Raw genomic sequence first — 26,944 nt, 5'->3', positions numbered from 1 at the left:
GGAATAAAATCCCATTCAGACGCCGGATAGATTCAAGCAAGCCAACTTGTCGTCAAAATCGGTGTTGCAAAAACGGGAGTGACCATAGATTCCGTTTATCTCCTCGTAGAATTGAGTGGGATCCGCTTCCGGCAAGGTGAAACTCAGCGTGCAACGGCCAGTATCCTGCTTCGCATACAGCGTCTGGCTGGCGGAAATATCATTCAGGAAAATGATGCCGTCTTCCGGTGCAGAGGTGATGTACTCCCCTTTCCCATTCACGACAGAGACGCCTTTCGGTAACGGCGTGCCGTCCGCGCGCGTAATATTCAGCAGCACGCGGCGCTGGCTCAGCGTGGTGAACTTCCAGTGAGCAAATGCTCCGTGGGAGGCCTTCAGCGACGCATGACCGTTGCTGACGTCCACATTGCCCGGCAGGCTTTGGGTATCTATTTCAACCGTACTTTCGCTAAACGGTGTCAGGGCGGGCACAACCGCTCTGCCCCATTTGTCCGTCCAGACGTTACCGCGCGGGGTACCTATCGCCACCCCGGCAACGGGCTTGTCCAGCGCCACTACCGCATAGGTATCTGTTACCGGATAAGGTGAGAAGGTGACGCCATCACCGTGCGCGACAATACCGCCGCTCAGTGCGATCGAGGAGTTACGGTTACTTTCATTGTCACCGCCAATCCCCAACGCGAGCGTGGTGTAGTGCAGGTTACTGTTCAGCGAACCATCCCAGTTGGTTACGCTGTCATCGTGATCCTTAGAGACGCCCACCGTGTAGGTGTTTTCATCGTTAAATGACCCCATGGCGCGGGTCCCGTAAGAGGCTTTGCCCTCGTTTTCACGGTACCAGCTGTTGGTGGACACGCCGGTGCGGCCCAGAGGCACAGAGACGTTCACATAAAACATATCGCTGTCGCTGGTGTACTTATCACCGTGGCTGATGTCTGATTCCCAGTTTACGCTGACGTTAAAATAGCGGAACGACCGCGACCATGACGAAATGATGCGGCGGCTGTCGTATTCGCTGTTCCAGGTCTGGTTGTTGTAATAGCTCAGAGAGAAACGGCCCAGCGTCGGGTTCGACCAGCTCACGCCAACGTTGGTGTCGTATTTCGTGGTCGAGTAGTCATCGTCATCGCTGTATAACTCCTGCATTTCACGATACTTCGGCGTACCGTAGCTCCCGCCAAGGGACAGGCCGAGCCCCCACGGTAAGGCGTAGCCGAGATCCAGCGTGGTTTTGTTACCGTCGGTTTGCGAGAGGTTATCAATGGAGCCGAGAAAACCCAGCGAGGCATACATATGCTGCATCGGCACGGTGTCAATGTTGGCGGAGAAACCGTAATAGTGGTTATCTGCCATCACCATGCCGGCGAGAAAGTTCATCCGGTTGTTAATGGACCAGCCGTTTGATGCGGCGACAATCCACGGCTGCGTAAAGTTTGTCTCCATGTCCTCTGCACGCCCGACGGCCAGTGAAAACCCCGGCGCGCGGCCCACGTGGTTGCTACGGAAGGTGCTGGCGGAAACCGTAAAATGGCTTTCGCTGCCGTCGGTTTCTGTCACCGTGACCTTTAAATCCGTGTTCAGGTTAGCAACCGGCACATCGCTTAAGGTGAACGGCCCGGCAGGCACCAGCGTGGAGAAGATCAGCTGTCCACCCTGGCGAATGTCCACGCGCGCCTGGGCGTTGCGGGCAATACCACTCACCTCAATACCGCTGCTGTAGCCCGGCAGGAGAGCGTTATCCGGCATCATCTGTACGCCATAGATGCCGGGGATACTGAAGCGGCTGTTGGCGATGTTAATTTGCCCCCCCTGCACCATCACGCCGTAGTCGGTAAAAGTGCGCTGTGCATAGGTGTAGAGCGAGTCGCTCTCGAACGACATGCCGCTGCCGTCGCTGATAAACTGCGAACTGCGCACAATCCAGTCGCCTGCGTTAAAGCCAAATTCAAACGAAGACTGAAAGCGATCGGACTTATCACCATCAAAGTCGTAATGGGTGCCAAACATGGAGTAGTTCAGCATAGCCGCGCGTCCGCCACGCACGTCAGCCACCTGGCGGCCACTTTCCGGGTTAATGGCCTCCGGCGGAACAACCAGTGAAATTTCGTCTACGTCTGGAGAAGTGACGACCGTTGCGTTTTTCCAGTACTGGTGAATTGAAGGGCACGTTTCACGCTTGAGTTTTTTATATAACCCGGCGGCGTCCAGAAATTCCCCATCAATACACGGAAGACCTTCATCATTAAATTTCACGGGCATAATGCCGCGCTTTTTGCCGTTAATCAGCACGGTGACATTATGGTAACCCGGCATGAATCGCGGGGCGACGGCATAATAGTCAGCAATAGCCGGATCGAGGCCATTTTCTTTTAACGCCTGGGTATCGAAAAACGCTCTTGCCAGCTCCATAGTGGGCGCTGCCGTTGGCAGAATTTCTGCACGAATTCCGAATGCCACCGCACTCAGGCAAAATGCCAGCACGCCTGTTTTACAGGGGGAAATATTCATGGCCACTCCGTCGGGTATTATTATTTTACTTCAGCAACGTAAGAACTGGCTTTATAGCCAAAGCGGGTAGCAGGGTACATTTCTACTTTGTTATTCTGCCCGGATATTTTGTTTTCTGACGTCGCTATCATCGTCTGGCCGGGAAGAATATAGCTTTTATCGAATTTGACCTTAATTCGTGACGGTAATAATGTGGCGTTTTGCTCCATACGCACCACATAAGGCGTATCGTTTACCACCGTCAGGTTGCCATTTTTAATCTGCCAGCGCAGATCTTTCCACGGCTCCATATTCACGTCGAGACCCGCCGGGTGAATAATGACCGGGAGATTCTGGCTGAACACCATTTTCACTTTATTCTGCTCTCGTTGCGGAATAGTGGAAAAAATGACGCGTTTTAAGTGTTCTGTTTTTAATTTTTCCGCGCTGTCTTTTAATACAAAGCGGACACGCTGCGTTTTACCGGCATTTACACGTACCACCGGTTGAGTGACAATAACACCGGGTGTGGGATCGTCCGGTAAATCGACAATACGGGTATAAAGAAGCTGGGCGGTATCGTCGCTATTTTTCACATCCATGCTCGCTCCCCGCTCGTCTTCGTTAATCAACAGCAGGGAAGTATCTGGCACCATACCGGCGGCAAATGTCTGCAACGACGAAAAGAGGCAAACGCAGAACAACGTTTTTTTAGAGAGAATCATAATATTAGTCCGTTAATATTGATGGAGACTGCTCCCCTAATCAGAGGAGCAGTGAATTATCAGCACTGTGATAATCAGAGGTAAACCAGCTCAACGCTGGTTAAACCGTCCAGCGTCACTTCATCCGTGACGTTTAAATCGTTGGTTGGGTTAATTGAGGCTTCAACAGCAACCTTAAAGTTGATTTTACTTTGTGCTGAAAGTACACCACTAGAGCGCTCCGTACCAAATCCATAAATTTCACTGTTATCACTGGTGATTTGCAGATAGTCATTACCTCTATATTCCCAGCCGTTACCCCCATCAGAACTCAACATCGGATAAAGTGAGTCACCCGCATCGTTAGTATTAGCACCTTGAGTGCGTAATAACGCTAAGGCATAGGCACCAATTTTTTTATCGTTATACATTCCCAGACCAAAGGTAAACGTTGGGGAGCCATATAACGTCTTCATCGTGATAAGATCTGTTGGGGAAGAGTCGTCACGCGAATCGGTAAACTTCACCGCAACACGCGTGGCTTCTTCACAGGTGATGGTAACGGGTATTTCTTTCATTTCCGTCAGCGGGGTCGCACTTGTCGAATTGAGAGAGGCCACTTTCATGGTACCGAAGTCAGCCACACCGCCGCCGCTTGGGAAGGCTGGGGTGCATGATGATGGAAGGATTTTACCTGTTACTTTAATATCAATGCCTTGTGCAGCCATAGCTGTATTAACCGACATGGCTAACACGGTAACCAGCATTGTTTTTTTGATTAGAGCGCTCATCTAATTTCCTTGGCACTATATTGATGAATAATGCTCCCATAACCTGAATTGAGGAGCGGTGAATTATCAGCGATGTGATAATCAGAGATAAACCAGCTCAACGTTGGTTAAACCGTCCAGCGTCACTTCATCCGTGACGTTTAAATCGTTGGTTGGGTTGATTGTGGCGCTCACAGCAACCTTAAAGTTGATCTTGCTTTCTGCAGAAGGCGCGCCACTCGTTTTATCTGAAGTAAAGGCATAAATTTCAGAATTGTCACTGTTGATTTGCATATAGTCGGCGCCTCTAACAACCCAGCCTTTTCCTCCATCTATACTCGCCAATGGATAAAGCGGGTCACCATTACTGTTAGTGTTTGCACCTTGAGTACGGAATAACGCTAATGCATAGGCACCAATTTTTTTATCGTTATACATTCCCAGACCAAACACAGTAGATGGCGAACCGGTAAAGCCATTACCCATTACGACGTTTTCAGTGGGTGAAGAGTCATCACGCGAATCGGTAAACTTCACAGCAACACGCGTGGCTTCTTCACAGGTAATGGCAACAGGAATTTCTTTCATTTCCGTCAGCGGGGTCATGCTGGTTGAGTTGAGTGAGGCAACCTTCATGGTACCAAAGTCAGCCACACCGCCACCGCTTGGGAAGGCTGGAGTGCATGAGGATGGAAGGATTTTACCTGTTACTTTAATATCAATGCTTTGTGCAGCCATAGCTGTATTAACCGACATGGCTAACGCTGTAACCAGCATTCCTTTTTTGATCAATGCGTTCATTCAATTTCCTTATTAAGGTGAAATACAAAAGAAAGCCAAATGCCAACATTTGGCCGAGGGTATCGATAAGCAATATTAATTGCCGGAAAATACCAGCATCAATAACCGCTATCAATTGTCTGACCCATCTTTAGGATTTAGACCTGAGGAATTCCTTAACTATTAAGATCAATGATTTGACGCATGAATATAAATAACACCAGTGGCTTAAAAGCATTGAAGAGAATTATGTTAACGACAATCTTATCTGATGAATTATTTAAGAGAGTTATTTAACGATGAGCGCTAAACAGGAATAACAATTGAGAAGGGAGAGGAGATATCGCCTTTGCAAGCAAGAGGCAGGATGGCTTTATGTTTACACCTGTCCCCGCTCCGAAGAGCAAGGGACAGTGGCAACACAACTTATTTGTTCAGTTCCGCGGTCATATGTACGCGGTTACCAGAGAATGCCTGAGTAATTTTGTAAGAGGACGCGCCCGCTTCCTGAGCCTGAGCAGCGATTTTCGCTTCTGCGCCATCCAGCGTGGAGGCAGAGGCGGTAACAGTTTGTGCAGCGAAAGAACCGAATGAAGCAGCCAGAGCGATTACAGCGACAAAAGTTTTGATGCTTTTCATGATATAAACCCTTTCGTTAAGTTGTTTAGGTAAGGCACCGTGCCTTGATGAGATAAATACTAGACCTCATAGCCGACAACGAAAAGCGGAAGGATTTGCTATTATCATTCAAAATTACTGATCAACAATTAATCGCTGCGGATGGGTATAAATTGTCGCCCTTCCCGGCTTGCAGAACCCGACCAGCGTCAGGTTACAACGCTCTGCCACCTCTACCGCCAGCGTCGTCGCCGCCGAGACCGCAAACAGGATTTCGACACCGCACATTGCAGATTTTTGCACCATCTCGTAGCTGGCGCGGCTGGAAACCAGCGCTGCGCCCTGCTGCCAGAGATCGCTCTCCCGCGCCCGACGCCCCATCAGTTTATCCAGTGCCACGTGACGTCCCACGTCTTCATGCCCCCCGGCGATGTCGCCTGATGGCAGAACCCATGCCGCCGCATGCGTACAGCCGCTCAACTGACCGATGGGCTGCACGTCGTTGAGGTGGGCAAGCGCGTGGTCGAGGTTGGCCAGATTGAAGGTCTGCGTAAAGGGCAGCGGCGCGACCGGTTTGCCGATATCGTTCAGTTGCTCAACGCCACAGACGCCGCACCCTGTTCGCCCGGCCAACGCGCGACGACGCTCCTTCAGCCCCATAAAGCGACGGCTGGAGAGTTCGATCTGCACTTCCAGACCGTTGCAGGCCTGAACCACATCCATGCCGTAAATGTCCTGCGGATGCGCAATGATGCCTTCCGAGAGCGAAAACCCGATGGCGAACAGTTCAAGATCTTTTGGCGACGCCATCATCACAACGTGCGAGATGCCGTTGTACACCAGAGCGACGGGGACTTCTTCCGCCAGAAAATCGGGCGTGGCGTGGGTAATGTGAGGGGGTCGATGTACCGACAGCTCCACAATGCCTGCTGGCAGCGGTGACGAGTGGGTAGCACGGTTTTGTTTAGACACAACGGTTTTCCTGAACAACCACGGAGGTGAGCCTGCTATTGCAGCATAAACCGCAGGCCTTACGCATAGTATGGATCAACTTTTCAGCATCCAACCGCCTCAAGTTTACCTACTCATTCTGGAGAGGTGCAACCGGCGCCATGCTACACCCCTGTAACATGTGGGGTTAATAGTGTGATTGATATCACACTTTATAATCAACACGGTGATAATACGTTCACTTTGTATTAACGCCATTGGAACAGGCGTACCGACATTGTGGTATTCTGGTGATATCCCCCGGAGAAATGAGGGATTAACGCAAATTTTTCTCCTTTGCGGTCATTATTCAACCGCGAAGTCAAAACTACATATGTAAGCAATGTCGAAACAAGGAGTGACCCATGCAGGTCAGCAGAAGGCAGTTCTTTAAGATCTGCGCTGGCGGTATGGCAGGCACCACGGCAGCGGCACTGGGCTTTGCGCCTGGCGTAGCGCTGGCGGAAACGCGGCAGTATAAACTGCTGCGCACCCGTGAAACCCGTAATACCTGTACGTACTGCTCTGTCGGTTGCGGGCTGTTAATGTATAGCCTCGGCGACGGTGCTAAAAACGCCAAAGCGTCTATCTTCCACATCGAAGGCGACCCGGACCACCCGGTCAACCGCGGCGCGCTGTGCCCGAAAGGGGCCGGTCTGGTGGACTTTATCCACTCCGAAAGCCGTCTGAAATTCCCGGAATATCGCGCGCCTGGCTCTGATAAATGGCAGCAAATCAGCTGGGAAGAAGCATTTGACCGCATCGCTAAACTGATTAAAGAAGACCGCGATGCCAACTTTATTGCGAAGAACGCCGACGGCGTGACGGTCAACCGCTGGCTCTCCACCGGGATGCTGTGTGCATCGGCTTCCAGTAACGAAACCGGCTATTTAACTCAGAAATTCACGCGCGCACTCGGTATGCTCGCGGTCGACAACCAGGCGCGTGTCTGACACGGACCAACGGTAGCAAGTCTTGCTCCAACATTTGGTCGCGGTGCGATGACCAACCACTGGGTCGACATCAAGAACGCCAACCTCATTGTGGTGATGGGCGGTAACGCCGCTGAAGCGCACCCTGTCGGGTTCCGCTGGGCGATGGAAGCCAAAATCCACAACGGTGCGAAACTGATTGTGATCGATCCCCGCTTTACGCGTACAGCGTCAGTGGCGGATTTCTACACCCCTATTCGTTCAGGTACTGACATCACTTTCCTGTCAGGCGTATTGCTGTACCTGATGACTAACGAAAAATACAACCGCGAATACACCGAAGCCTATACCAACGCCAGCCTGATCGTGCGTGAGGATTACCACTTCGAAGATGGCCTGTTCAGCGGTTACGACGCCGAAAAACGCAAGTACGACAAAACCAGCTGGAACTACGAGCTGGACGAGAACGGCTTTGCGAAGCGCGACACCACCCTGCAACACCCGCGCTGCGTGTGGAACCTGCTGAAAGAGCACGTTTCTCGCTATACGCCGGACGTTGTTGAGAACATCTGTGGTACGCCAAAGGCTGACTTCCTGAAGGTCTGCGAGCTTATCGCCGAAACCAGCGCGAAAGACAAAACCGCGTCGTTCCTGTATGCCCTCGGCTGGACGCAACACTCCATTGGTGCGCAGAACATCCGTACCATGGCGATGGTTCAGCTGCTGCTCGGCAACATGGGGATGGCAGGCGGCGGCGTGAACGCCCTGCGCGGTCACTCCAACATTCAGGGTCTGACCGACCTCGGCCTGCTGTCACAAAGCCTGACGGGTTATATGAACCTGCCAAGCGAGAAACAACCGGACCTGCAAACCTATCTGACAGCCAGCACGCCAAAACCGCTGCTTGAAGGCCAGGTGAACTACTGGGGCAATTATCCGAAGTTCTTCGTCTCGCTGATGAAAGCCTTCTACGGCGACAAAGCGACGGCGGAAAACAGCTGGGGCTTTGACTGGCTGCCGAAGTGGGACAAAGGTTACGACGTGCTGCAGTACTTCGAGATGATGCACCAGGGTCAGGTCAACGGCTACATTTGCCAGGGCTTTAACCCGGTCGCCTCGTTCCCGAACAAGAACAAGGTTGTCGAGTCTCTGTCGAAACTGAAGTTCCTGATTACCATCGACCCGCTCAACACCGAGACCTCTACCTTCTGGCAGAACCACGGTGAATCGAACGACGTCGATCCGTCAAAAATTCAGACCGAAGTATTCCGTCTGCCATCAACCTGCTTCGCGGAAGAGAACGGTTCTATCGTCAACTCTGGCCGCTGGCTGCAGTGGCACTGGAAAGGTGCGGACGCCCCGGGCATCGCCATGAACGACGGCGAGATCCTGGCCGGTATCTTCTTACGCCTGCGTAAGATGTACGCGGCAGAAGGCGGCGCGAACCCGGAACCGGTTCTGAACATGACCTGGAACTATTCGACGCCGGAGAATCCATCCCCGGAAGAAGTGGCGATGGAGAGCAACGGTAAGGCGCTGGCGGACGTTATCGACCCGGCCACCGGTACCGTGCTGGCGAAAAAAGGCGATCAGCTCAGCACCTTCGCGCACCTGCGTGATGACGGCACCACCTCAAGCGGTTGCTGGATCTTTACCGGTAGCTGGACGCCGAAAGGCAACCAGATGGCCAACCGCGATAACGCTGACCCATCGGGCCTTGGCAATACGCTGGGCTGGGCTTGGGCATGGCCGCTGAACCGCCGCATTCTCTATAACCGTGCCTCCGCTGACCCGCAGGGCAACCCGTGGGATCCGAAGCGTCAGCTTCTGAAATGGGACGGCGCGAAATGGGGCGGCGTGGATATTCCGGACTACAGCACTGCCGCACCAGGCAGCGATGTCGGGCCGTTTATCATGCAGCCTGAAGGGATGGGACGCCTGTTTGCCATCGATAAAATGGCGGAAGGGCCGTTCCCGGAACACTACGAGCCGTTTGAAACGCCGCTGGGTACTAACCCGCTGCACCCGAACGTGGTCTCTAACCCGGCTGCCCGTATCTTTAAGGGCGACTTTGAAGCGCTGGGTAAAAAAGACAAGTTCCCGTATGTGGGCACCACTTACCGTCTGACCGAGCACTTCCACTACTGGACCAAGCACGCGCTACTTAACGCCATCGCGCAGCCGGAACAGTTTGTGGAGATCGGCGAGAAGCTGGCGAACAAGCTCGGCATTGCCCATGGCGATACCGTGAAGGTCTCCTCCAACCGTGGCTATATCAAGGCCAAGGCGGTAGTGACCAAGCGTATTCGCACGCTGAACGTACACGGTCAGCAGGTGGATACCATCGGTATTCCGATTCACTGGGGTTATGAGGGCGTGGCGAAGAAAGGGTTCATTGCGAACACCCTGACGCCATTCGTCGGTGATGCGAACACGCAGACGCCGGAGTTTAAGGCCTTCCTCGTGAACGTGGAAAAGGTGTAACGGAGACGACTTATGGCTTATCAATCTCAGGACATTATTCGTCGTTCCGCGACTAACGGTTTCACGCCCGCGCCTCAGGCGCGGGACCACCAGCAGGAAGTGGCGAAGCTTATCGATGTTACCACCTGTATCGGCTGTAAAGCCTGTCAGGTGGCCTGTTCAGAGTGGAACGACCTCCGTGACGAAGTGGGTCACAACGTCGGGGTGTACGACAACCCGGCCGACCTGACCGCCAAGTCCTGGACGGTAATGCGTTTCTCTGAAGTGGAGCAGAACGACAAACTGGAATGGCTTATCCGCAAAGACGGCTGTATGCACTGTGCGGATCCGGGCTGCCTGAAGGCGTGTCCGTCAGAAGGGGCTATCATTCAGTATGCCAACGGCATTGTCGACTTCCAGTCCGAGCAGTGCATCGGCTGCGGCTACTGCATCGCGGGCTGCCCGTTTGACGTGCCGCGACTGAACCCGGAAGACAACCGCGTCTACAAATGTACGCTGTGCGTTGACCGCGTGAACGTTGGCCAGGAGCCAGCCTGCGTGAAAACCTGTCCAACCGGCGCCATCCACTTTGGCTCCAAAGAGGATATGAAAACGCTGGCGGCCGAACGCGTGGGTGAACTGAAAACCCGTGGTTACGATAACGCTGGCCTGTACGATCCGGCCGGTGTGGGCGGTACGCACGTGATGTACGTGTTGCACCATGCCGACAAGCCGAATCTGTATCACGGCCTGCCGGAGAACCCGGAAATCAGCGCCACCGTGAAGTTCTGGAAAGGCATCTGGAAACCGCTGGCAGCGGTAGGCTTTGCTGCCACCTTCGCAGCGAGCATCTTCCACTACGTCGGCGTCGGTCCGAACCGCGCGGAAGAGGAAGACGACAACCTGCATGAAGAGAAAGACGAGGTGCGCAAATGAAAAAACGTGACACCATCGTGCGCTACACCGCGCCGGAACGCATCAACCACTGGGTCACCGCCTTCTGCTTTATGCTGGCGGCGATAAGCGGGCTGGGGTTCTTCTTCCCGTCCTTCAACTGGCTGATGCAGATACTGGGTACGCCACAGCTGGCGCGCATCCTTCACCCGTTCGTGGGTGTGGTGATGTTTGCCTCGTTTATCATCATGTTTTTCCGTTACTGGCACCATAACCTAATCAATCGGGATGATATCTTTTGGGCGAAGAATATTCGTAAGATCGTCGTCAACGAGGAAGTGGGTGACACCGGGCGTTATAACTTCGGCCAGAAGTGCGTATTCTGGGCGGCGATTATCTTCCTGGTCCTGTTGCTGGTGAGCGGCGTGATCATCTGGCGTCCGTACTTTGCGCCTGCTTTCTCAATCCCGGTGATCCGATTCGCGCTGATGCTGCATTCATTTGCCGCAGTGGCGTTAATTGTGGTTATCATGGTGCATATTTACGCCGCCCTCTGGGTGAAAGGCACCATTACCGCGATGGTGGAAGGATGGGTAACCAAAACGTGGGCGAAGAAACATCACCCGCGTTGGTATCGTGAAGTCCGCCAGAAACAGGAAAAGTCATCTGAATGAGTATTCGCATAATCCCGCAAGATGAGCTGGGGTCGAGCGAGAAACGCACGGCGGAATATATTCCGCCGTTGTTATTCCCCAGACTCAAGAACCTCTACAACCGCCGTGCAGAGCGCCTGCGCGAGCTGGCAGAGAACAACCCGCTGGGCGATTTTCTGCGTTTTGCCGCGCTGGTTGCCCATGCGCAGGAAGTGGTGCTGTACGACCACCCGCTACAAATGGACCTGACTGCGCGCATCAAAGAAGCCAGTGAGCAGGGCAAGCCACCGCTGGATATTCACGTCCTGCCGCGTGACAAGCACTGGCATAAGCTGCTGCATTCTCTGATTGCCGAGCTGAAGCCCGAGATGAGCGGCACCGCGCTGGCGGTCATTGAGAACCTGGAAAAAGCCTCCGATCAGGAGCTGGAAGAGATGGCGAGCGCGCTGTTTGCCTCTGACTTCTCGCTGGTCAGCAGCGATAAAGCGCCGTTTATCTGGGCTGCGCTGTCGCTCTACTGGGCCCAAATGGCCAGTCTGATCCCCGGTAAAGCGCGCGCCGAATACGGCGAAGCGCGCCAGTTCTGTCCGGTGTGTGGCTCAATGCCAGTCTCCAGCATGGTACAAATCGGCACCACCCAGGGGCTGCGCTACCTGCATTGCAACCTGTGTGAAACCGAGTGGCATGTGGTGCGCGTGAAGTGCAGCAACTGCGAGCAGACCCGCGATCTGAACTACTGGTCGCTGGAAAATGAAGACGCGGCGGTAAAAGCTGAAAGTTGCGGCGATTGCGGTACGTATCTGAAGATTCTGTATCAGGAAAAAGACCCGAAAGTTGAAGCGGTGGCCGACGATCTCGCCTCGCTGATTCTGGACGCCAAAATGGAGCAAGAGGGCTTTGCCCGTAGCTCTATCAACCCGTTCCTGTTCCCGGGTGAAGGGGAGTAATCTCCCTCATTAGCCCGGCAAGCTACTTTGCTGTCGGGCTAATTAATCTGATAAAGCCGAAATAACGTGCTGTGGATCATTCGCAATTGCACGCAACAATGCCTTTGCGGGACCGGTAGGCGAACGTCGTCCTTGTTCCCAGTTACGCAACGTATCAACGCTGACTGAGATTAAGTTCGCGAATTTACTTTGGGACAACCCAGACGCCTGACGAATTTCTTTGATTTTCATCGCATCGATTTGAAAGGTGCGCGACGGCTCGCGTTTCCCCCCGACAATGTCATCCATCTGAGCTATGCTTTGTGTTAATCGCTCAAACAGTGCCTTATCCATTTACCACCTCTCAATCATCTTTTTCAGAATGGCTTTTTCTCTCGCGGACAGGTCATCTTTGATCCCTTTGCGATAGATGAGCAGCAATCTGATTTCAAACTCGTGGGTACGATGAAAATAAATAACCCTTACTCCACCGCGCTTTCCCCTGCCTCCTGAAAGCCAACGAATCTTTCGCAGCCCCCCGGTATTCTGGATCAGATCGCCATAATCAGGTTGTGTTGCCAGGAACACCTGAAGCTTATGGTATTCGTCGTCATCCAGTAACGTTTTGACGTCTTCTGTGAAGATATCCGTTTCAATGAATAGCATAAATTATACGCCATTGGCTTAGAGTAACACATCTCCAATATACGTCAATGACGTACCCCTATGTGAGGTACGTTATTGAGTTTTCAGTAACATATCCATTTATTTCATTGAGTGAAGTTGGTTTCTGCGAGCCTTTTTCCAAATCTCTGGTTCTACTTAATTTGATTGTTTTCATCTGCCTTCATACAGGTTATAAGACTGTGCATACATACAGCAAAAGGACATCACCATGGCACTGGAAAAGGGTATTGATAAGCTTGTGCAGGATTTTATCGCTGCAGGCCGACTTGGCGCACGTAAGCAGAGTATTGATGACCGGAGAGCCGGATATGTAGCCAGCACTGTACTTGCCAGCGAGACCGAAACCCGCGTGCAGGTTGAAACGCTTGTCATTGATGGCCTTACCATTCGGGTATTCTCGCCTCTCAATGTCGCTGAAACGTTACCTTGTGCCCTCTACTACCATGGCGGTTGTTTTGTCAGCGGTGGGTTTGCAACCCATGACAATCAGCTCCGCCAGCTGGCGTTTTACGGTCAGTGTCGGGTGGTTGCGGTTCAGTACAGGCTGGCACCGGAGCATACTTTCCCCGCTGCGCATGATGATGCAGAGAGAGCGGCGGAGCTTGTCTGGCAAAATGCAGAAAAAGTCGGTGTGGATAAAAACCGGATTACGCTTTGTGGTGACAGTGCAGGCGGCCATCTGGCGCTGGTCACCGCGCTGCGGCTCAAGGCTAAAACACAGTGGAATCCGGCCCAGCTTATCCTTATTTACCCTATGCTCGACGCCACAGCCAGCTTTGCAAGCTACACCCATAATGGGCAGGACTACGTTATCACGCGCGATACGCTGCTGAGTGGTTATGACATGTACCTGGCAGAGACAGACCGCCGGGACCCTGAAGCCAGCCCACTCTGGCGGGATGATTTCAACGGCCTGCCGCCGGTACACATTATTACCGCCGAGTACGATCCGCTATGCGACGAGGGTCAGGCGCTTTATCAACATATGACAGAACAAGGGGTTATTTGCACAGCGCAGCATTGGCTGGGTGTCATCCACGGCTTCTTCCAGCTTGCCGGCGTCAGTCCATCAGCGCGAGACGTTCTTCGGGACATCGCCTGGCGGATCAACTCCGCCCGGCGATAACATCGGGGAACCTTATTCCTCTTCGTTCCCGCCCTCTTCATACGCGCCAAACGGCTTCGCAGGCAGAACGATATAGGTGCCTTCAAACACCGCGCCTGGGGTTTCATCGCCAAAGAGTTCAACCTGCATCTGTACACGGGCTTTGCGGCCGCGCGCCAGGCGGTCGAGATCGCCCCCCAAAGAGCCGAGATCGGCCACGGCGCTCGGTTTACCGCTTATGGGGGCGCTGTAGCGAATATGGGCATCAGCCAGAATGATCGTGCCGCCAAGGTGGCGTTCACGCAGCATCAGCCAGATAAGCCCCCAGCCGGTGAGCGTGGCGAGCGAAAACAGGCTGCCGGCAAATAGCGTGTGGTGTGGGTTCTGGTTGCCGGTTTCCGGCATGGTGGTAATGAATTTTTGCCCGGTGTACTGCTGAATACGCACCCCCATCTTTTCACTGAGAGGGATGTGCTGATACCAGGCCTGCTGAAGCTGTCCGCACCAGTCCGCGCGGTGGAGAATATCATCCAGCGTGGCGATGGGTTTAATCATCAAAAAGTGGCGAATCGGCGTGGTTTGCGGGGTCGTAATTTCCCCCTGATTAACAAATCCGAGTTTGGCGAAGAACTCAACGGCATCTTCGCGGGCGCTACAGGTCACGCGCTTAACGCCTTCCTGACGGGCCACTGACTCCAGGGTCATGGCCATCAACGTACCTAACCCTTTGTCCTGCACGGAGGGATGGACCGCCATAAAACGAATAGAGGCTTCGTTATCGGCATTAATATACAGACGCCCGACGGCAACGAGGTTACCCTCTTCGTCCATCACCATCTGATGATGTGCCATGGCGTCCCAGGCGTCGCGTTCAGACCCTTTAGGCTGATGTAATGGCTTGCGCAGCATTTCCCAGCGGAACTGGTAATAGGCTTCTAACTCTTCTTCCGTTTGCGGTACTCGAAGGTGATACATAGCTGTACTCTCTCTTGTTACCCGCGGCCACGCCGCCAGTTGGCTCATACCTGGAGCCAGAATGTAACGGGGCCATCGTTCACCAGCGATACCTGCATATCTGCAGCAAATCGTCCGGTTTGCGTATTCATTTCCTGTTGGCGACAACGCTCAACAAAGTACTCGTAAAGCGCTTCTGCCCGATCCGGGGCCGCACCTTTTGAGAAACTCGGGCGCATGCCGCGTTCGGTATCGGCGGCCAGCGTAAACTGGGAAACCACCAGCACGCTTCCGCCCGATTGCTGGACGTTAAGGTTCATCTTGCCTTCCGCATCACTGAAGATACGGTAGCCCAGCACGCGTTCACATAAGCGGTTGGCTTTTTGTTCGTCGTCATCCTTTTCGACACCTAACAACACTAAAAGTCCTGGGCCAATTTCACCCGTCACCTCTCCCTCCACGGTGACGCTGGCACGAGTTACGCGCTGTATCAATGCAATCATGGTTGGTCTGCTTCTTGTTGTTTTTCAGCTTCTGCTGCTTTTTTAAGTTCGCGGTATACGCCGAGAGTGACAGTTATTTCCGCACCAAGCAAGACGATACACCAGGTCCAGTAAACCCAGACAAACAAAATGGGGATCACCGCCAGTACGCCGTAAATGAGCTGATAGGAGGGGAACATGGTGATGTAAAGGGCAAACCCCTTTTTGCCCAGTTCGAAGAGTACCGCTGCCACCAGTGCGCCAACAACCGCATCACGGTTCGGCACGCGCGTGGTCGGCACCACACTGTAGAGCAGCCAGAAAGAGAGCCACGATAAAATCAGCGGGAAGATACGCAACACGTTATCAATGGCACCGTTGAGATCGCTGGCCCAGCGCAGGGAGAGCAGATAGGAGCTAATCGCCAGGCTCGCCCCCGCCAGCAACGGGCCGAGGGTTAAAATCATCCAGTAAACAGCAAAGGAATAGACCTTCGGGCGGACTTTTTTACTCCGCCAGATCGTATTAAGCGCACTGTCGATGGAGTACATCAGCAGCAGCGCGGTGACGATAAGCCCGCACGCCCCCACTGCCGTCATCTTGCTGGAGTTTGCGACAAACTGTTCAATGTAGTTCTGGATCACATCGCCAGTGGCAGGAATAAAATTCGCAAAGACGAAGTGACGCAGCTGCAGGCTGACCTCTGCAAACATGGGAAAAGCGGAAAAAAGGGCAAAAATAACCGCCACCAGCGGTACCAGGGAGAGCAACGACACGTAGGCGAGGTTACCCGCCAGCGTGGTCATGTTGTCCTCATCAATACGGTGCCAGAGGAGTTTTAGCCAGGCCCTGAGCGGGCGAGTATGGTGCGTGGCTTTTTGATGAACGGTTTTTAGCATAACTGCTTCGCAAAGTAGTTCGGTATAGTCTCTTTTCCGGTCACCAGAATTGACGTAATACCCAACTGGTTAGCTCCCTCTATATTATCGGCATTGTCATCGAAAAAGACCGCATCGGACGCGGAGAATCCTTCCGCTTGCAGTACCGCCTGATAAATCCGCGCTTCGGGTTTACGCATCCCCATCTCCTGCGAGAGGTAGATTTTATCTGCTGCGGCCTTAACTTCTGGGTATTCCTCTGGCCAGAACGTGGTGTGCAGGCGGTTGGTGTTCGACAGCACGACGACCCTGTGACCCTGCTCGCGAAGTTTATGCATGATGTCGATAACCTCAGGGCGGATAGCGACAAATACAGCCTGCCAGCCGTGGGAGAACTGTTCGTAGCTTAACGGCAGATCCATTTCATGGCACAGACGTTCAGCAAACACTTCGTCGCTGATCTCACCCCGTTCATGCTGATGGAATGTCTCGCCCATGGCGAAACTCTGTTTTAACGTCGCCAGCGGGACACGGCTAAAATCGCTCCATGCGCCCAGCACCCGATTGAAATCGATATCGACGATTACATTTCCTAAGTCAAAGATATAAAGCATGTTTATCTCCTGCTCGCCGTGGAAAAGTAACTGTAGCGGGAAAGATAAGGTTTGGCTATGCGCCAGATTCAGCTTAAAGAAAGGAACGGCCCGAAGGGATTTTCGGGCCGTCAGAGAGGTTATCCAGCCTGCTGCTCGTCGCCTGTGCTGACTTCGACAACTTCTACCTTGCTGAATTTGAGATGATTATGTAGCGCAGAGCCGGGCAGTTCATCGGTAAAGAGCGCCGTTGCCTGGGCCACGTTGCCAATTTCCACGGCGGCAGAGGCGGTGTATTTCGTATGATCGGCCGCCAGTAAAATATGTCTGGCATGAGCCATCATCGTTTTCACCACGCTGGCTTCATTGACGTCAAACTCCATCATCGCGCCGTCGTGTTCAATCGCCCCCACGCTGGTCACCAGATAATCCGCCCGAAAGCCAGACACGAACGCCGTCGCCGCCGGACCGATAATGCCGCCGTTATGTGGACGCAGCGTACCGCCGGGCACCATCACCTCAAAACGCGGATTTTTATAGAGGATGTGTGCCACCCGCAGACTGTTAGTGATGATACGCAGATGGTTATGGTTGAGCAGCGCACGGGCCACGTGCTCCACGGTCGTGCCAATGGTGATGAAAATAGTCGAACCATCAGGAATATAGTCGGCAATTGCTTCGGCAATAGCCCGCTTCTCTTCAGTCAGCGACACTTCGCGCTGCTCAAAGGCCGTGTTCACCACGCTGGATGCCCTGCCCGCACCGCCATGATGTCGCGTAATCAGTCCCTGTTCGCTCAACTTGCGGATATCCCGGCGCACGGTTTGCGTCGAGACGTCCAGCAGCTGCGCCAGTTCATCAATGTTCATATATCCGCGATCGGCTATCAGCGTCAGCAGCTGATCGTGACGCGGGTTGCCGGTCAGTTCGGTAAGGCTCATGGGCTGTCCTCTGAAAACCATCACGCCCCGCATTTTATACAAAAAGTGACAAAAAAGAGCGGGTTTGATCACAGTCGGGTATACCTGCGCGACCGCCGGGCTGAGTACATTTCAGCGCGGCGACGGCGCTGGCGAAGCGCACGGCTTGCGCTGGAGATAACCGTTGCGCCAGGCTGACCGCCAGGGCACCGTGGAAAACATCCCCCGCCCCGGTGGTATCAACCACCTCGACCTCAAAGCCCGGCTGATGGCACAGGGCACCGTTCTCCAGCCAAAAGCAGCCGTCCCGGCCCTGCGTGACATAGACGTGTCCATTTGTGAGCGTTTGTGCTTTTTTAAGCGCACCTTCCGTTTCCTCAAGATGGCTTACCCGACGCAGCCCCGGCGCGGAAAAGGCAGTATGATCGCTGAGGGCGATAAGTTCTGCGATGTCCTGAGGGGTTGTATCCGCATCGAGCAACGTGGGGACGCCTTGCTGGCGGGCAAGGGTAAACGCCTGCTTCGCCCCTTCATGCCAGCGCACATCGGCTAAAACAATGTCCCATTGCGAGAAGTCGATGCCCTGCAGCCAGTCTGCCGCAGCGGGAAGATCGGGGCTGGGATAGTTCGCGATGATGCGTTCCCCGCTGCCGTCCACCAGCACCGCCGATTGTGACGAGCGGGCATCTTTCACTATGCGCGTGTAGCGGGTGTTCACCCCCAGGGATTCCAGCTCCGCAAGCAGCCTTCTGCCGGTATCGTCGTCACCCACCCGGCCAATAAAATCCACGGATGCCCCCAGTTTTGCCGCCGCCACCGCCGCAGTTGCCGCCGGGCCGCCGCCCACTTCCGTATAGTCTTTTGCGACATATTTCCCACCTTCTTTCGGTAAATCATTGAGATACCAGATGCGATCCAGCACGGTTATGCCGACACAAACGATGCGAGTCATGGTGCTTCCTTCTGCAATTTCTGATGCCTTCATTTTAATTTCATCAAATGTTTAAAAAGTGACCCCTGTCAATTTTTTGACTATAAATTACAAATACGATCAAAAACAGACAACATAAACGCGCAAAAATTGACACGATATGACAGGAGAGAGGCATGTCAGCAATCGCATTTATCGGTTTAGGGCAGATGGGCGCGCCAATGGCGAAGAATCTGTTGAAGCAAGGTCACCAGCTTCAGGTCTTTGATGTGAACCCGCAGGCGGTTCAGATCCTGGTGGAGAGCGGCGCGAAGGCGGCGGCAACGCCCGCGCAGGCCGCAACGGATGCCGAGTTCGTCATTACCATGCTGCCCAACGGCGACCTGGTGCGCAGCGTGTTGTTTGGCGAACACGGCGTTTGCGAAGGCTTATCTCGCGACGCGCTGGTGATCGATATGTCGACCATTCATCCCCTGCAAACCGACGCGTTGATCCGCGACATGGCCGGGCGTGGCTTCAGCCTGATGGACGTACCTGTCGGGCGCACCTCAGACCATGCCATCGCCGGCACGCTGCTCCTGCTGGCAGGCGGCACGGCGGAGCAGGTTGAGCGCGCCACCCCCGTGTTAATGGCGATGGGCAATGAGCTGATTAACGCCGGCGGGCCGGGCATGGGCATCCGCGTGAAGCTTATCAATAACTACATGAGCATTGCGCTAAACGCCTTGTCCGCCGAGGCGGCCGTGCTGTGTGAAGCGCTCGGTCTCTCCTTTGAGGTGGCGCTCAAGGTCATGAGCGGCACGCCTGCAGGTAAAGGCCATTTCACCACCTCCTGGCCGAACAAGGTGCTGAAAGGGGATCTTTCACCCGCCTTCATGATCGATCTTGCACATAAAGATCTGGGGATCGCCCTGGACGTGGCCAACCAGCTCCACGTTCCGATGCCGCTGGGCGCGGCTTCCCGCGAAGTTTACAACCAGGCACGCGCCGCCGGGCGCGGGCGCGAAGACTGGACAGCCATTCTTGAACAGGTTCGCGCATCTGCCGGGCTGAAAAAATCACACTGATACGAAAGGACTGAGGAATGACGATGTACACCCTGAAAGATATCACCCGACCTTCCGGCGGTTTTGCGATGCTGGCCGTCGATCAGCGCGAAGCGATGCGCCTGATGTTTGCCGCAGCAGGTGCGCCGGTGCCGGTCACGGACCAGCATCTGACGGATTTTAAGGTCAGTGCGGCGAAAATTCTGTCGCCGTACGCCTCTGCCATTCTCGTCGACCAGCAGTTCTGCTATCGCCAGATTGTGGAGCAGCAGGCCGTAGCTAAAAGCTGCGCGCTGATTGTGGCGGCCGACGAGTTTATTCCTGGGAACGGTATTCCCGTCGACAGCGTGACGATCGACAAGAACGTCGATGCGCAGGCGGTCAAACGCGATGGCGGCAAGGCGCTGAAATTACTGGTGCTATGGCGTAGCGATGAAGACGCGCAGCAGCGTCTTGAGATGGTGAAGGCATTTAACTCCCTGTGCCACGACAACGGCCTGCTGAGCATTATAGAGCCGGTGGTACGTCCACCGCGTCGCGGCGCCGGGTTTAACCGCGAACAGGCGATTATCGATGCGGCCAAAGAACTGGGCGACAGCGGTGCAGACCTCTACAAAGTGGAGATGCCGCTGTTGGGTAAAGGCACGCAGCAGGAACTGCTGGCGGCCTCGCAGAAGCTGAACGAGCACATCGCCATGCCGTGGGTGATCCTCTCCTCCGGCGTGGACGAAAAATTATTCCCGCGCGCCGTGAGCGTTGCCATGCAGGCGGGGGCATCAGGCTTTTTAGCCGGTCGCGCCGTCTGGTCATCGGTGATTGGCCTGCCGGACACCGGGCTGATGCTTCGCGATATTTCCGTACCTAAACTGCAGCGTCTGGGTGAGATCGTCGACGAAATGATGGCTCGCCGTTAAGAAAGGACCCGAACATGAAATGGTTTAACACCCTGAGTCATAACCGCTGGCTCGAACAAGAGACCGACCGCATTCTTGATTTCGGTAAAAACGCCGCCGTACCGACCGGCTTCGGCTGGCTGGGCAATAACGGGCAGGTTCGCAGCGATATGGGCACGCATCTGTGGATCACCGCCCGTATGCTGCACGTTTACGCGGTAGCGGCGAACATGGGTCGTCCCGGTGCGTATGCCCTGGTTGAGCACGGCATCAATGCCCTGAACGGCCCGCTGCGCGACAAACAGTACGGCGGCTGGTACGCCTGTGTTAACGATGAAGGCGTGGTGGATGCCTCCAAGCAGGGCTATCAGCACTTCTTCGTACTGCTGGGCGCGGCGAGCGCCGTCACCACCGGACATCCGCAGGCGCGCAGGCTGCTGGACGACGCCATTGAGGTGATTGAGCGCTACTTCTGGAGCGAACAGGAGCAGATGTGCCTGGAGTCCTGGGATGAAGCTTTCAGCAAAACGGAAGATTACCGCGGCGGTAACGCCAACATGCACGCCGTGGAAGCCTTCCTCATCGTGTATGACGTAACCCACGATCGTAAATGGCTCGACCGCGCCCTGCGCATCGCCTCGGTGATTATTCACGACGTGGCGCGCAAAGGTGAGTATCGCGTTAACGAGCATTTCGATACCAACTGGAACCCGATCCGCGACTACAACATCGATAATCCCGCCCACCGTTTTCGCGCCTACGGCGGCACACCAGGGCACTGGATTGAGTGGGGCCGCCTGATGCTGCACCTGCGTGCCGCGCTGGAAGCCCGCTTCGAAACCCCACCGGCGTGGCTGCTGGAAGACGCAAAAGGACTGTTCCACGCCACCATCCGCGATGCCTGGGCGCCAGACGGAGCCGATGGGTTCGTCTACTCCGTTGGCTGGGACGGCAAGCCTATCGTGCGCGAACGCGTGCGCTGGCCGATCGTCGAGGCGATGGGCACTGCGTATGCGCTCTACACCGTAACCGGCGAGGCGCAGTACGAAGCCTGGTATCAGAAATGGTGGGATTACTGCATCAAATACCTGATGGATTACGAGAACGGATCCTGGTGGCAGGAGCTGGACACCAACAACGAAGTGACCACCAAAGTCTGGGACGGCAAGCAGGATATTTACCATCTGCTGCACTGCCTGGTGATCCCCCGCCTGCCGCTGGCCCCGGGCTTAGCCCCTGCCGTAGCCGCCGGATTACTGGATAGCCAGGCCAAATAATAAAGACGGAGTTTTCTATGCGTACCCTACACAATATTGATCTGAAAAATAACGAACATGGCTTCACCCTGCGCTGGCAGGACCGTCTGATTTTATCCCACTCCACCGATGAACCTTGCCTGTGGATCGGCGCGGGCGTTGCCGATATCGATATGTTTCGCGGCAACTTCAGCATCAAAGACAAGCTCAACGAAAAAATCGCCCTGACGGACGCGACCGTTACACAGCAAAGCGCAGGCTGGGCGATCCGCTTTACCCGTGGCGATGCGGTGAGCGCGACGCTGCTGGTGGGTGTGGATGCAGAAGGCCGTCTGGAACTGAAGCTGAAAAATGATGCCACCTGTCACAACCGCATCTGGCTGCGGCTGGCGGCCCAGCCTGAAGATCATATCTACGGCTGCGGCGAGCAGTTCTCGTACTTTGATCTGCGCGGAAAGCCGTTCCCGCTGTGGACCAGCGAACAGGGGGTGGGCCGCAATAAGCAGACCTACGTGACCTGGCAGGCCGACTGCAAAGAGAACGCGGGCGGCGATTATTACTGGACCTTCTTCCCCCAGCCTACCTTCGTGAGCACCCAGAAGTACTACTGCCACGTGGATAACAGCTGCTACATGAACTTCGACTTCAGCGCGCCGGATTTCCACGAACTGGCGTTCTGGGAAGATAACGCCACGCTGCGCTTTGAATGTGCAGAAACCTACGTCGATCTGCTGGAAAAACTCACCGGCCTGTTGGGGCGACAGCCGGAGCTGCCGGACTGGGTTTACGACGGCGTGACGCTGGGCATTCAGGGCGGCACCGGGGTGTGTCAGCACAAGCTCGACGTCATGCGCCAGGGCGGGGTGAAGGTGAACGGCATCTGGGCGCAGGACTGGTCCGGCATCCGCATGACCTCCTTTGGCAAACGCGTGATGTGGAACTGGAAGTGGAACAGCGAGCTGTATCCGCAGCTTAATGAGCGTATTGCACAGTGGAAACAGGAAGGCGTGCAGTTCCTCTCCTATATCAACCCGTACGTCGCCAGCGACAAAGATCTCTGTGAAGAGGCGGCAAAACGCGGCTATCTGACCAAAAATGCCGACGGCAAGGACTACCACGTCGAGTTTGGCGAGTTTTACGCGGGCGTCATCGACCTGACCAACCCGGAAGCCTACGGCTGGTACAAAGAGGTGATCAAAAAGAACCTGATCGAACTGGGCTGCAGTGGCTGGATGGCCGATTTTGGCGAATATCTGCCAACCGATACCTTCCTGCACAACGGCGTCAGCGCGGAGATCATGCATAACGCCTGGCCTGCCCTGTGGGCCAAATGTAACTACGAGGCGCTGGAAGAGACCGGCAAGCTCGGCGAGATCCTGTTCTTCATGCGCGCGGGTTATACCGGCAGCCAGAAGCACTCGGTAATGATGTGGGCGGGAGATCAGAACGTCGACTGGAGCCTGGACGACGGTCTGGCGTCCGTCGTACCTGCTGCGCTGTCTCTGGCGATGACCGGTCACGGGCTGCACCACAGCGACATCGGCGGCTATACCACCCTGTTCGAGATGAAACGCACCAAAGAGCTGTTGCTGCGCTGGTGCGACTTCAGCGCCTTTACGCCGATGATGCGTACCCACGAAGGTAACCGCCCGGGTGACAACTGGCAGTTCGACGGCGACGCCGAAACCATCGCGCACTTTGCACGTATGACCACCGTGTTCACCACCCTGAAGCCGTACATCAAAGCTGCGGTTGCGCAGAACGCGAAAAGTGGCCTGCCGGTGATGCGCCCGTTGTTCCTGCATTATGAAGACGACGCGCGCGCCTACACGCTGAAATACCAGTACCTGTTTGGCCGCGATCTGCTGGTGGCACCGGTTCATGAAGAGGGCCGCCACGACTGGACGCTCTATCTTCCGCAGGACAACTGGGTGAATGTGTGGACGGGTGAAACCTGCCAGGGCGGTGAGGTGACCGTTGCTGCCCCGCTCGGCAAACCGCCGGTCTTCTATCGCCAGCAAAGCGAATGGGCAGATCTGTTTAACACCTTACGTCATATCTGATAAGGCTCGCCCGCGGGGAAACCTGCGGGCAGACGGAGAACAATAATGAGTCAACATACTTCTGATCCGGCAACCCTACGCCTGCCGTTTAAAGAAAAACTCGCCTACGGGATGGGCGATCTCGGCTCTAACATCCTGCTGGATATCGGCACGCTGTATCTGCTGAAGTTTTATACCGACGTGCTGGGCCTGCCGGGTACCTACGGCGGGATTATCTTCCTGATTGCCAAATTCTTTACCGCTTTCACCGATATGGGCACCGGGATCATGCTCGACTCCCGGCGCAACATCGGCCCGAAAGGGAAATTCCGCCCGTTCGTGCTGTATGCCGCCTTCCCGGTGACCTTGCTGGCGATTGCCAACTTCGTCGGTACGCCGTTTGAAATCACCGGTAAAACGGTGATGGCAACGGTGCTGTTCATGCTGTACGGCCTGTTCTTCAGCATGATGAACTGCTCTTACGGCGCGATGGTACCCGCCATTACCAAAAACCCGGACGAGCGCGCCTCGCTGGCCGCCTGGCGTCAGGGCGGCGCCACGCTTGGCCTGCTGCTCTGTACCGTCGGTTTTGTCCCGGTAATGAACCTGATTGAGGGCAACGATCAGCTTGGCTATATCTTTGCCGCCACGCTTTTCTCGCTGTTCGGGCTGTTCTTTATGTGGTGGTGCTACAAAGGCGTGACCGAGCGTTACGTCGAGACGCAGCCTGCTCATTCGGCGCAAAAACCGGGGCTGTTGCAGTCGTTTCGCGCCATTGCCGGAAACCGTCCGCTGTTTATCCTGTGCATCGCCAACCTCTGCACGCTGGGTGCCTTTAACGTCAAACTCGCCATCCAGGTTTACTACACGCAGTACGTGCTGAACGACCCGATACTGCTGTCGTACATGGGTTTCTTCAGCATGGGCTGTATTTTTATCGGCGTCTTTATGATGCCCGGCGCGGTGCGGCGCTTCGGCAAGAAAAAAGTCTATATCGGCGGGCTGATGGTTTGGGTGGCGGGCGATCTGCTCAACTACTTCTTCGGCGGCGGCTCGGTGAGCTTTGTGGCGTTCTCCTGCCTGGCCTTCTTCGGCTCCGCGTTCGTGAACAGCCTGAACTGGGCGCTGGTATCCGATACCGTGGAATACGGCGAGTGGCGCACCGGCGTGCGATCTGAAGGGACGGTTTACACCGGCTTTACCTTCTTCAGGAAGGTATCTCAGGCACTGGCGGGCTTCTTCCCGGGGATCATGCTCACGCAAATTGGCTATGTGCCCAACGTGGTGCAATCCGCCGGAACGGTTGAAGGACTGCGGCAGCTGATTTTTATCTATCCGAGCCTGCTGGCGGTCATCACCATTGTGGCGATGGGCTGTTTCTACAATCTCAACGAGAAGATGTATGTGCGCATCGTGGAAGAGATCGAACTGCGTAAACGTACGGCATAAATGACGAGAGAGAGCGCCCTGCGGGCGCTCTGAGGATCGACCATGACATATAACACTGATCCGTTAACCCTGAAATTGAGCCTGCGAGAGAAGTGCGCCTACGGGATGGGCGATTTTGGCTCGAATCTGATGCTGTGTATTGGCACGCTGTATCTGCTGAAGTTTTACACCGACGAACTGGGCATGCCCGCCTTCTATGGCGGCATTATTTTCCTGGTAGCGAAGTTTTTTACCGCGTTCACCGACATGCTGACCGGCGTGCTGCTGGACTCCCGGCGTAACATCGGCGCGAAGGGAAAATTCCGGCCATTCATTCTTTATGCCTCCGTCCCGGTGGCGCTGGTCGCGACGGCGCAGTTTATGGCCAACGACTTTAGCCTGACGGTGAAAACGGCGCTCGCCACTGTGCTCTTCATGATGTTTGGCCTCTGTTATAGCCTGATGAACTGCGCCTACGGTGCGATGGTACCGGCCATTACCAAAAACCCGAACGAGCGCGCACAGCTTGCGGCGTGGCGTCAGGGCGGCGCAACCGTGGGGCTGTTGCTCTGCACCGTCGGCTTTATGCCCATTCAGGCGCTGTTCGTCAGCCAGCCCTCCCTCGGCTATCTGGTGGCGGCGCTGGTGTTCGTCACCGGTGGCCTGGTCTGCATGTGGTGGTGCTACAGCGGCGTGAAAGAGCGCTACGTGGAGCTTACGCCCGATCACCATAAGCCCGGCATTCTGAAATCATTCTGCGCGATTTTCCGCAATCCGCCGCTGCTGGTGCTGTGTATCGCCAACCTGTGTACCCTTGCCGCGTTTAACATCAAGCTGGCGATTCAGGTCTATTACACCCAGTACGTGCTAAACGATCTGCATTTGCTGTCGTGGATGGGCTTTTTCAGCATAGGATGCATTCTGATTGGCGTGTTTCTGGTGCCCGGCGCGGTGAAGCGCTTTGGCAAAAAACCGGTCTATCTGGGCGGGCTGGCGCTGTGGGCGGTGGGCGACGTGCTGAACTTCTTCTGGGGGACCAGTTCCCTGCTGTTCGTGCTGTTTTCCTGCATGGCGTTTTTCGGCACGGCGTTTGTGAACAGCCTGAACTGGGCGCTGGTACCGGATACCGTTGATTACGGCGAGTGGAAAACGGGCATTCGTGCTGAAGGGTCGGTTTATACCGGCTATACCTTCTCGCGCAAAATCTCTGCCGCCCTCGCCGGTTTTCTGCCTGGCATCATGCTGACCCAGATTGGCTACGTTCCCCATGCGGTGCAGAGCGCTGGCACGCTACTTGGTCTGCGTCAGCTTATTTTCCTCTGGCCGTGCGGCCTGGCCGTCGTTGCCGCCGTGACCATGGGGCTGTTTTATAAACTCAACGAAGCGCGCTTCGCCTTTATTATCGAGGAGATTGGAAAACGGAATCTATGGTCACTCCCGTTTTTGCAACACCGATTTTGACGACAAGTTGGCTTGCTTGAATCTATCCGGCGTCTGAATGGGATTTTATTC

Annotated in this window: 25 protein-coding genes; 11 read left to right on the top strand and 14 right to left on the bottom strand. The window is 54.9% G+C overall.

The window, feature by feature from the left end; genetic code table 11:
- Positions 1-15 precede the first annotated feature (15 nt).
- The 6 genes from ACMWKA_RS24080 to fdhD form a co-directional block, all read right to left on the bottom strand.
- Positions 16-2,508, bottom strand: coding sequence for a fimbrial biogenesis outer membrane usher protein (locus ACMWKA_RS24080; RefSeq protein ID WP_414760670.1), 2,493 nt, complete (start codon positions 2,506-2,508; stop codon positions 16-18).
- Between the two features lie 20 nt (positions 2,509-2,528).
- Positions 2,529-3,212, bottom strand: a complete 684-nt coding sequence (locus ACMWKA_RS24075; RefSeq protein ID WP_047351646.1) for a fimbria/pilus chaperone family protein — start codon at positions 3,210-3,212, stop codon at positions 2,529-2,531.
- Positions 3,213-3,286: 74 nt separating this feature from the next.
- The gene (locus tag ACMWKA_RS24070) at positions 3,287-3,982 is read right to left on the bottom strand and encodes a DUF1120 domain-containing protein (RefSeq protein ID WP_414760669.1); all 696 of its coding nucleotides are present in this window, start codon (positions 3,980-3,982) and stop codon (positions 3,287-3,289) included.
- An 81-nt stretch (positions 3,983-4,063) separates the two neighbouring features.
- Positions 4,064-4,762: a DUF1120 domain-containing protein gene (locus tag ACMWKA_RS24065; RefSeq protein ID WP_414760668.1), complete on the bottom strand. Its 699-nt coding sequence runs from the start codon at positions 4,760-4,762 to the stop codon at positions 4,064-4,066.
- A gap of 405 nt (positions 4,763-5,167) precedes the next feature.
- Positions 5,168-5,380 carry a DUF1471 domain-containing protein gene (locus tag ACMWKA_RS24060; RefSeq protein ID WP_013099352.1) on the bottom strand — a complete coding sequence of 71 codons (213 nt, stop codon included), beginning with the start codon at positions 5,378-5,380 and terminating at the stop codon, positions 5,168-5,170.
- Between the two features lie 114 nt (positions 5,381-5,494).
- Positions 5,495-6,331: a formate dehydrogenase accessory sulfurtransferase FdhD gene (fdhD, locus tag ACMWKA_RS24055; RefSeq protein ID WP_194501206.1), complete on the bottom strand. Its 837-nt coding sequence runs from the start codon at positions 6,329-6,331 to the stop codon at positions 5,495-5,497.
- A gap of 383 nt (positions 6,332-6,714) precedes the next feature.
- On the opposite strand from fdhD, the gene fdnG reads away from it, so the two are divergent.
- The 4 genes from fdnG to fdhE are packed head-to-tail and all read left to right on the top strand — an operon-like array spanning position 6,715 to position 12,238.
- Positions 6,715-9,765, top strand: a complete 3,051-nt coding sequence (fdnG, locus tag ACMWKA_RS24050; RefSeq protein ID WP_086527976.1) for a formate dehydrogenase-N subunit alpha — start codon at positions 6,715-6,717, stop codon at positions 9,763-9,765.
- Between the two features lie 12 nt (positions 9,766-9,777).
- Entirely contained in the window at positions 9,778-10,680 is a 903-nt protein-coding gene (fdxH, locus tag ACMWKA_RS24045) for a formate dehydrogenase subunit beta (protein WP_014833793.1), read from the top strand.
- Complete coding sequence (fdoI, locus tag ACMWKA_RS24040) at positions 10,677-11,312, top strand: formate dehydrogenase cytochrome b556 subunit (protein ID WP_013099357.1); 636 nt, start codon at positions 10,677-10,679, stop codon at positions 11,310-11,312. The genes fdxH and fdoI overlap by 4 nt, the downstream gene beginning before the upstream one ends.
- Positions 11,309-12,238 carry a formate dehydrogenase accessory protein FdhE gene (fdhE, locus tag ACMWKA_RS24035; RefSeq protein WP_029882351.1) on the top strand — a complete coding sequence of 310 codons (930 nt, stop codon included), beginning with the start codon at positions 11,309-11,311 and terminating at the stop codon, positions 12,236-12,238. Before fdoI ends, fdhE begins: the two co-directional genes overlap by 4 nt.
- Before the next feature lie 42 nt (positions 12,239-12,280).
- Here the strand turns inward: fdhE and ACMWKA_RS24030 are convergent, their stop codons facing one another.
- Complete coding sequence (locus ACMWKA_RS24030) at positions 12,281-12,571, bottom strand: helix-turn-helix domain-containing protein (protein ID WP_013099359.1); 291 nt, start codon at positions 12,569-12,571, stop codon at positions 12,281-12,283.
- Entirely contained in the window at positions 12,572-12,883 is a 312-nt protein-coding gene (locus ACMWKA_RS24025) for a hypothetical protein (RefSeq protein ID WP_013099360.1), read from the bottom strand.
- 229 nt (positions 12,884-13,112) lie between these two features.
- On the opposite strand from ACMWKA_RS24025, the gene ACMWKA_RS24020 reads away from it, so the two are divergent.
- Entirely contained in the window at positions 13,113-14,030 is a 918-nt protein-coding gene (locus tag ACMWKA_RS24020; protein ID WP_414760667.1) for an alpha/beta hydrolase, read from the top strand.
- A 12-nt stretch (positions 14,031-14,042) separates the two neighbouring features.
- Here the strand turns inward: ACMWKA_RS24020 and fabY are convergent, their stop codons facing one another.
- From fabY to ACMWKA_RS23990, 6 genes are all read right to left on the bottom strand, one after another.
- On the bottom strand, positions 14,043-14,984 hold the full coding sequence (gene fabY, locus ACMWKA_RS24015) for a fatty acid biosynthesis protein FabY (RefSeq protein WP_013099362.1): 942 nt from the start codon (positions 14,982-14,984) through the stop codon (positions 14,043-14,045).
- A 44-nt stretch (positions 14,985-15,028) separates the two neighbouring features.
- Positions 15,029-15,466: a D-aminoacyl-tRNA deacylase gene (gene dtd / locus ACMWKA_RS24010; RefSeq protein WP_013099363.1), complete on the bottom strand. Its 438-nt coding sequence runs from the start codon at positions 15,464-15,466 to the stop codon at positions 15,029-15,031.
- The gene (locus tag ACMWKA_RS24005; protein WP_013099364.1) at positions 15,463-16,344 is read right to left on the bottom strand and encodes a virulence factor BrkB family protein; all 882 of its coding nucleotides are present in this window, start codon (positions 16,342-16,344) and stop codon (positions 15,463-15,465) included. Before ACMWKA_RS24005 ends, dtd begins: the two co-directional genes overlap by 4 nt.
- Entirely contained in the window at positions 16,338-16,937 is a 600-nt protein-coding gene (yihX, locus tag ACMWKA_RS24000; protein WP_013099365.1) for a glucose-1-phosphatase, read from the bottom strand. Before yihX ends, ACMWKA_RS24005 begins: the two co-directional genes overlap by 7 nt.
- A 119-nt stretch (positions 16,938-17,056) precedes the next feature.
- On the bottom strand, positions 17,057-17,857 hold the full coding sequence (locus tag ACMWKA_RS23995; RefSeq protein ID WP_020686879.1) for a DeoR/GlpR family DNA-binding transcription regulator: 801 nt from the start codon (positions 17,855-17,857) through the stop codon (positions 17,057-17,059).
- A gap of 34 nt (positions 17,858-17,891) precedes the next feature.
- Positions 17,892-18,788 (bottom strand): sugar kinase, encoded by an 897-nt coding sequence (locus ACMWKA_RS23990; RefSeq protein WP_414760666.1) that lies wholly within the window; start codon positions 18,786-18,788, stop codon positions 17,892-17,894.
- A 155-nt stretch (positions 18,789-18,943) separates the two neighbouring features.
- On the opposite strand from ACMWKA_RS23990, the gene yihU reads away from it, so the two are divergent.
- From yihU to ACMWKA_RS23960, 6 genes are read left to right on the top strand one after another with little or no spacing between them, the layout of a single operon-like run.
- Complete coding sequence (gene yihU, locus ACMWKA_RS23985) at positions 18,944-19,834, top strand: sulfolactaldehyde 3-reductase (protein ID WP_013099368.1); 891 nt, start codon at positions 18,944-18,946, stop codon at positions 19,832-19,834.
- A 17-nt stretch (positions 19,835-19,851) separates the two neighbouring features.
- Positions 19,852-20,727, top strand: a complete 876-nt coding sequence (yihT, locus tag ACMWKA_RS23980) for a sulfofructosephosphate aldolase (protein WP_029882357.1) — start codon at positions 19,852-19,854, stop codon at positions 20,725-20,727.
- Positions 20,728-20,741: 14 nt separating this feature from the next.
- Positions 20,742-21,983, top strand: a complete 1,242-nt coding sequence (gene yihS / locus ACMWKA_RS23975) for a sulfoquinovose isomerase (RefSeq protein WP_013099370.1) — start codon at positions 20,742-20,744, stop codon at positions 21,981-21,983.
- A 17-nt stretch (positions 21,984-22,000) separates the two neighbouring features.
- Positions 22,001-24,025 (top strand): alpha-glucosidase, encoded by a 2,025-nt coding sequence (locus tag ACMWKA_RS23970; RefSeq protein ID WP_045294646.1) that lies wholly within the window; start codon positions 22,001-22,003, stop codon positions 24,023-24,025.
- A 45-nt stretch (positions 24,026-24,070) separates the two neighbouring features.
- Positions 24,071-25,453 (top strand): MFS transporter, encoded by a 1,383-nt coding sequence (locus tag ACMWKA_RS23965; protein ID WP_038985321.1) that lies wholly within the window; start codon positions 24,071-24,073, stop codon positions 25,451-25,453.
- A 42-nt stretch (positions 25,454-25,495) separates the two neighbouring features.
- The gene (locus ACMWKA_RS23960; protein WP_414760665.1) at positions 25,496-26,893 is read left to right on the top strand and encodes an MFS transporter; all 1,398 of its coding nucleotides are present in this window, start codon (positions 25,496-25,498) and stop codon (positions 26,891-26,893) included.
- Positions 26,894-26,944: the final 51 nt, after the last annotated feature.

This window comes from Enterobacter sp. 03-F-07-AD-ECC (assembly GCF_047530935.1).
GTDB classification, from domain to species: Bacteria; Pseudomonadota; Gammaproteobacteria; order Enterobacterales; family Enterobacteriaceae; genus Enterobacter; species Enterobacter cloacae.
Note: the sequence above shows the minus strand (reverse complement) of the source record. Positions and strands in the feature narration are given on the sequence as shown.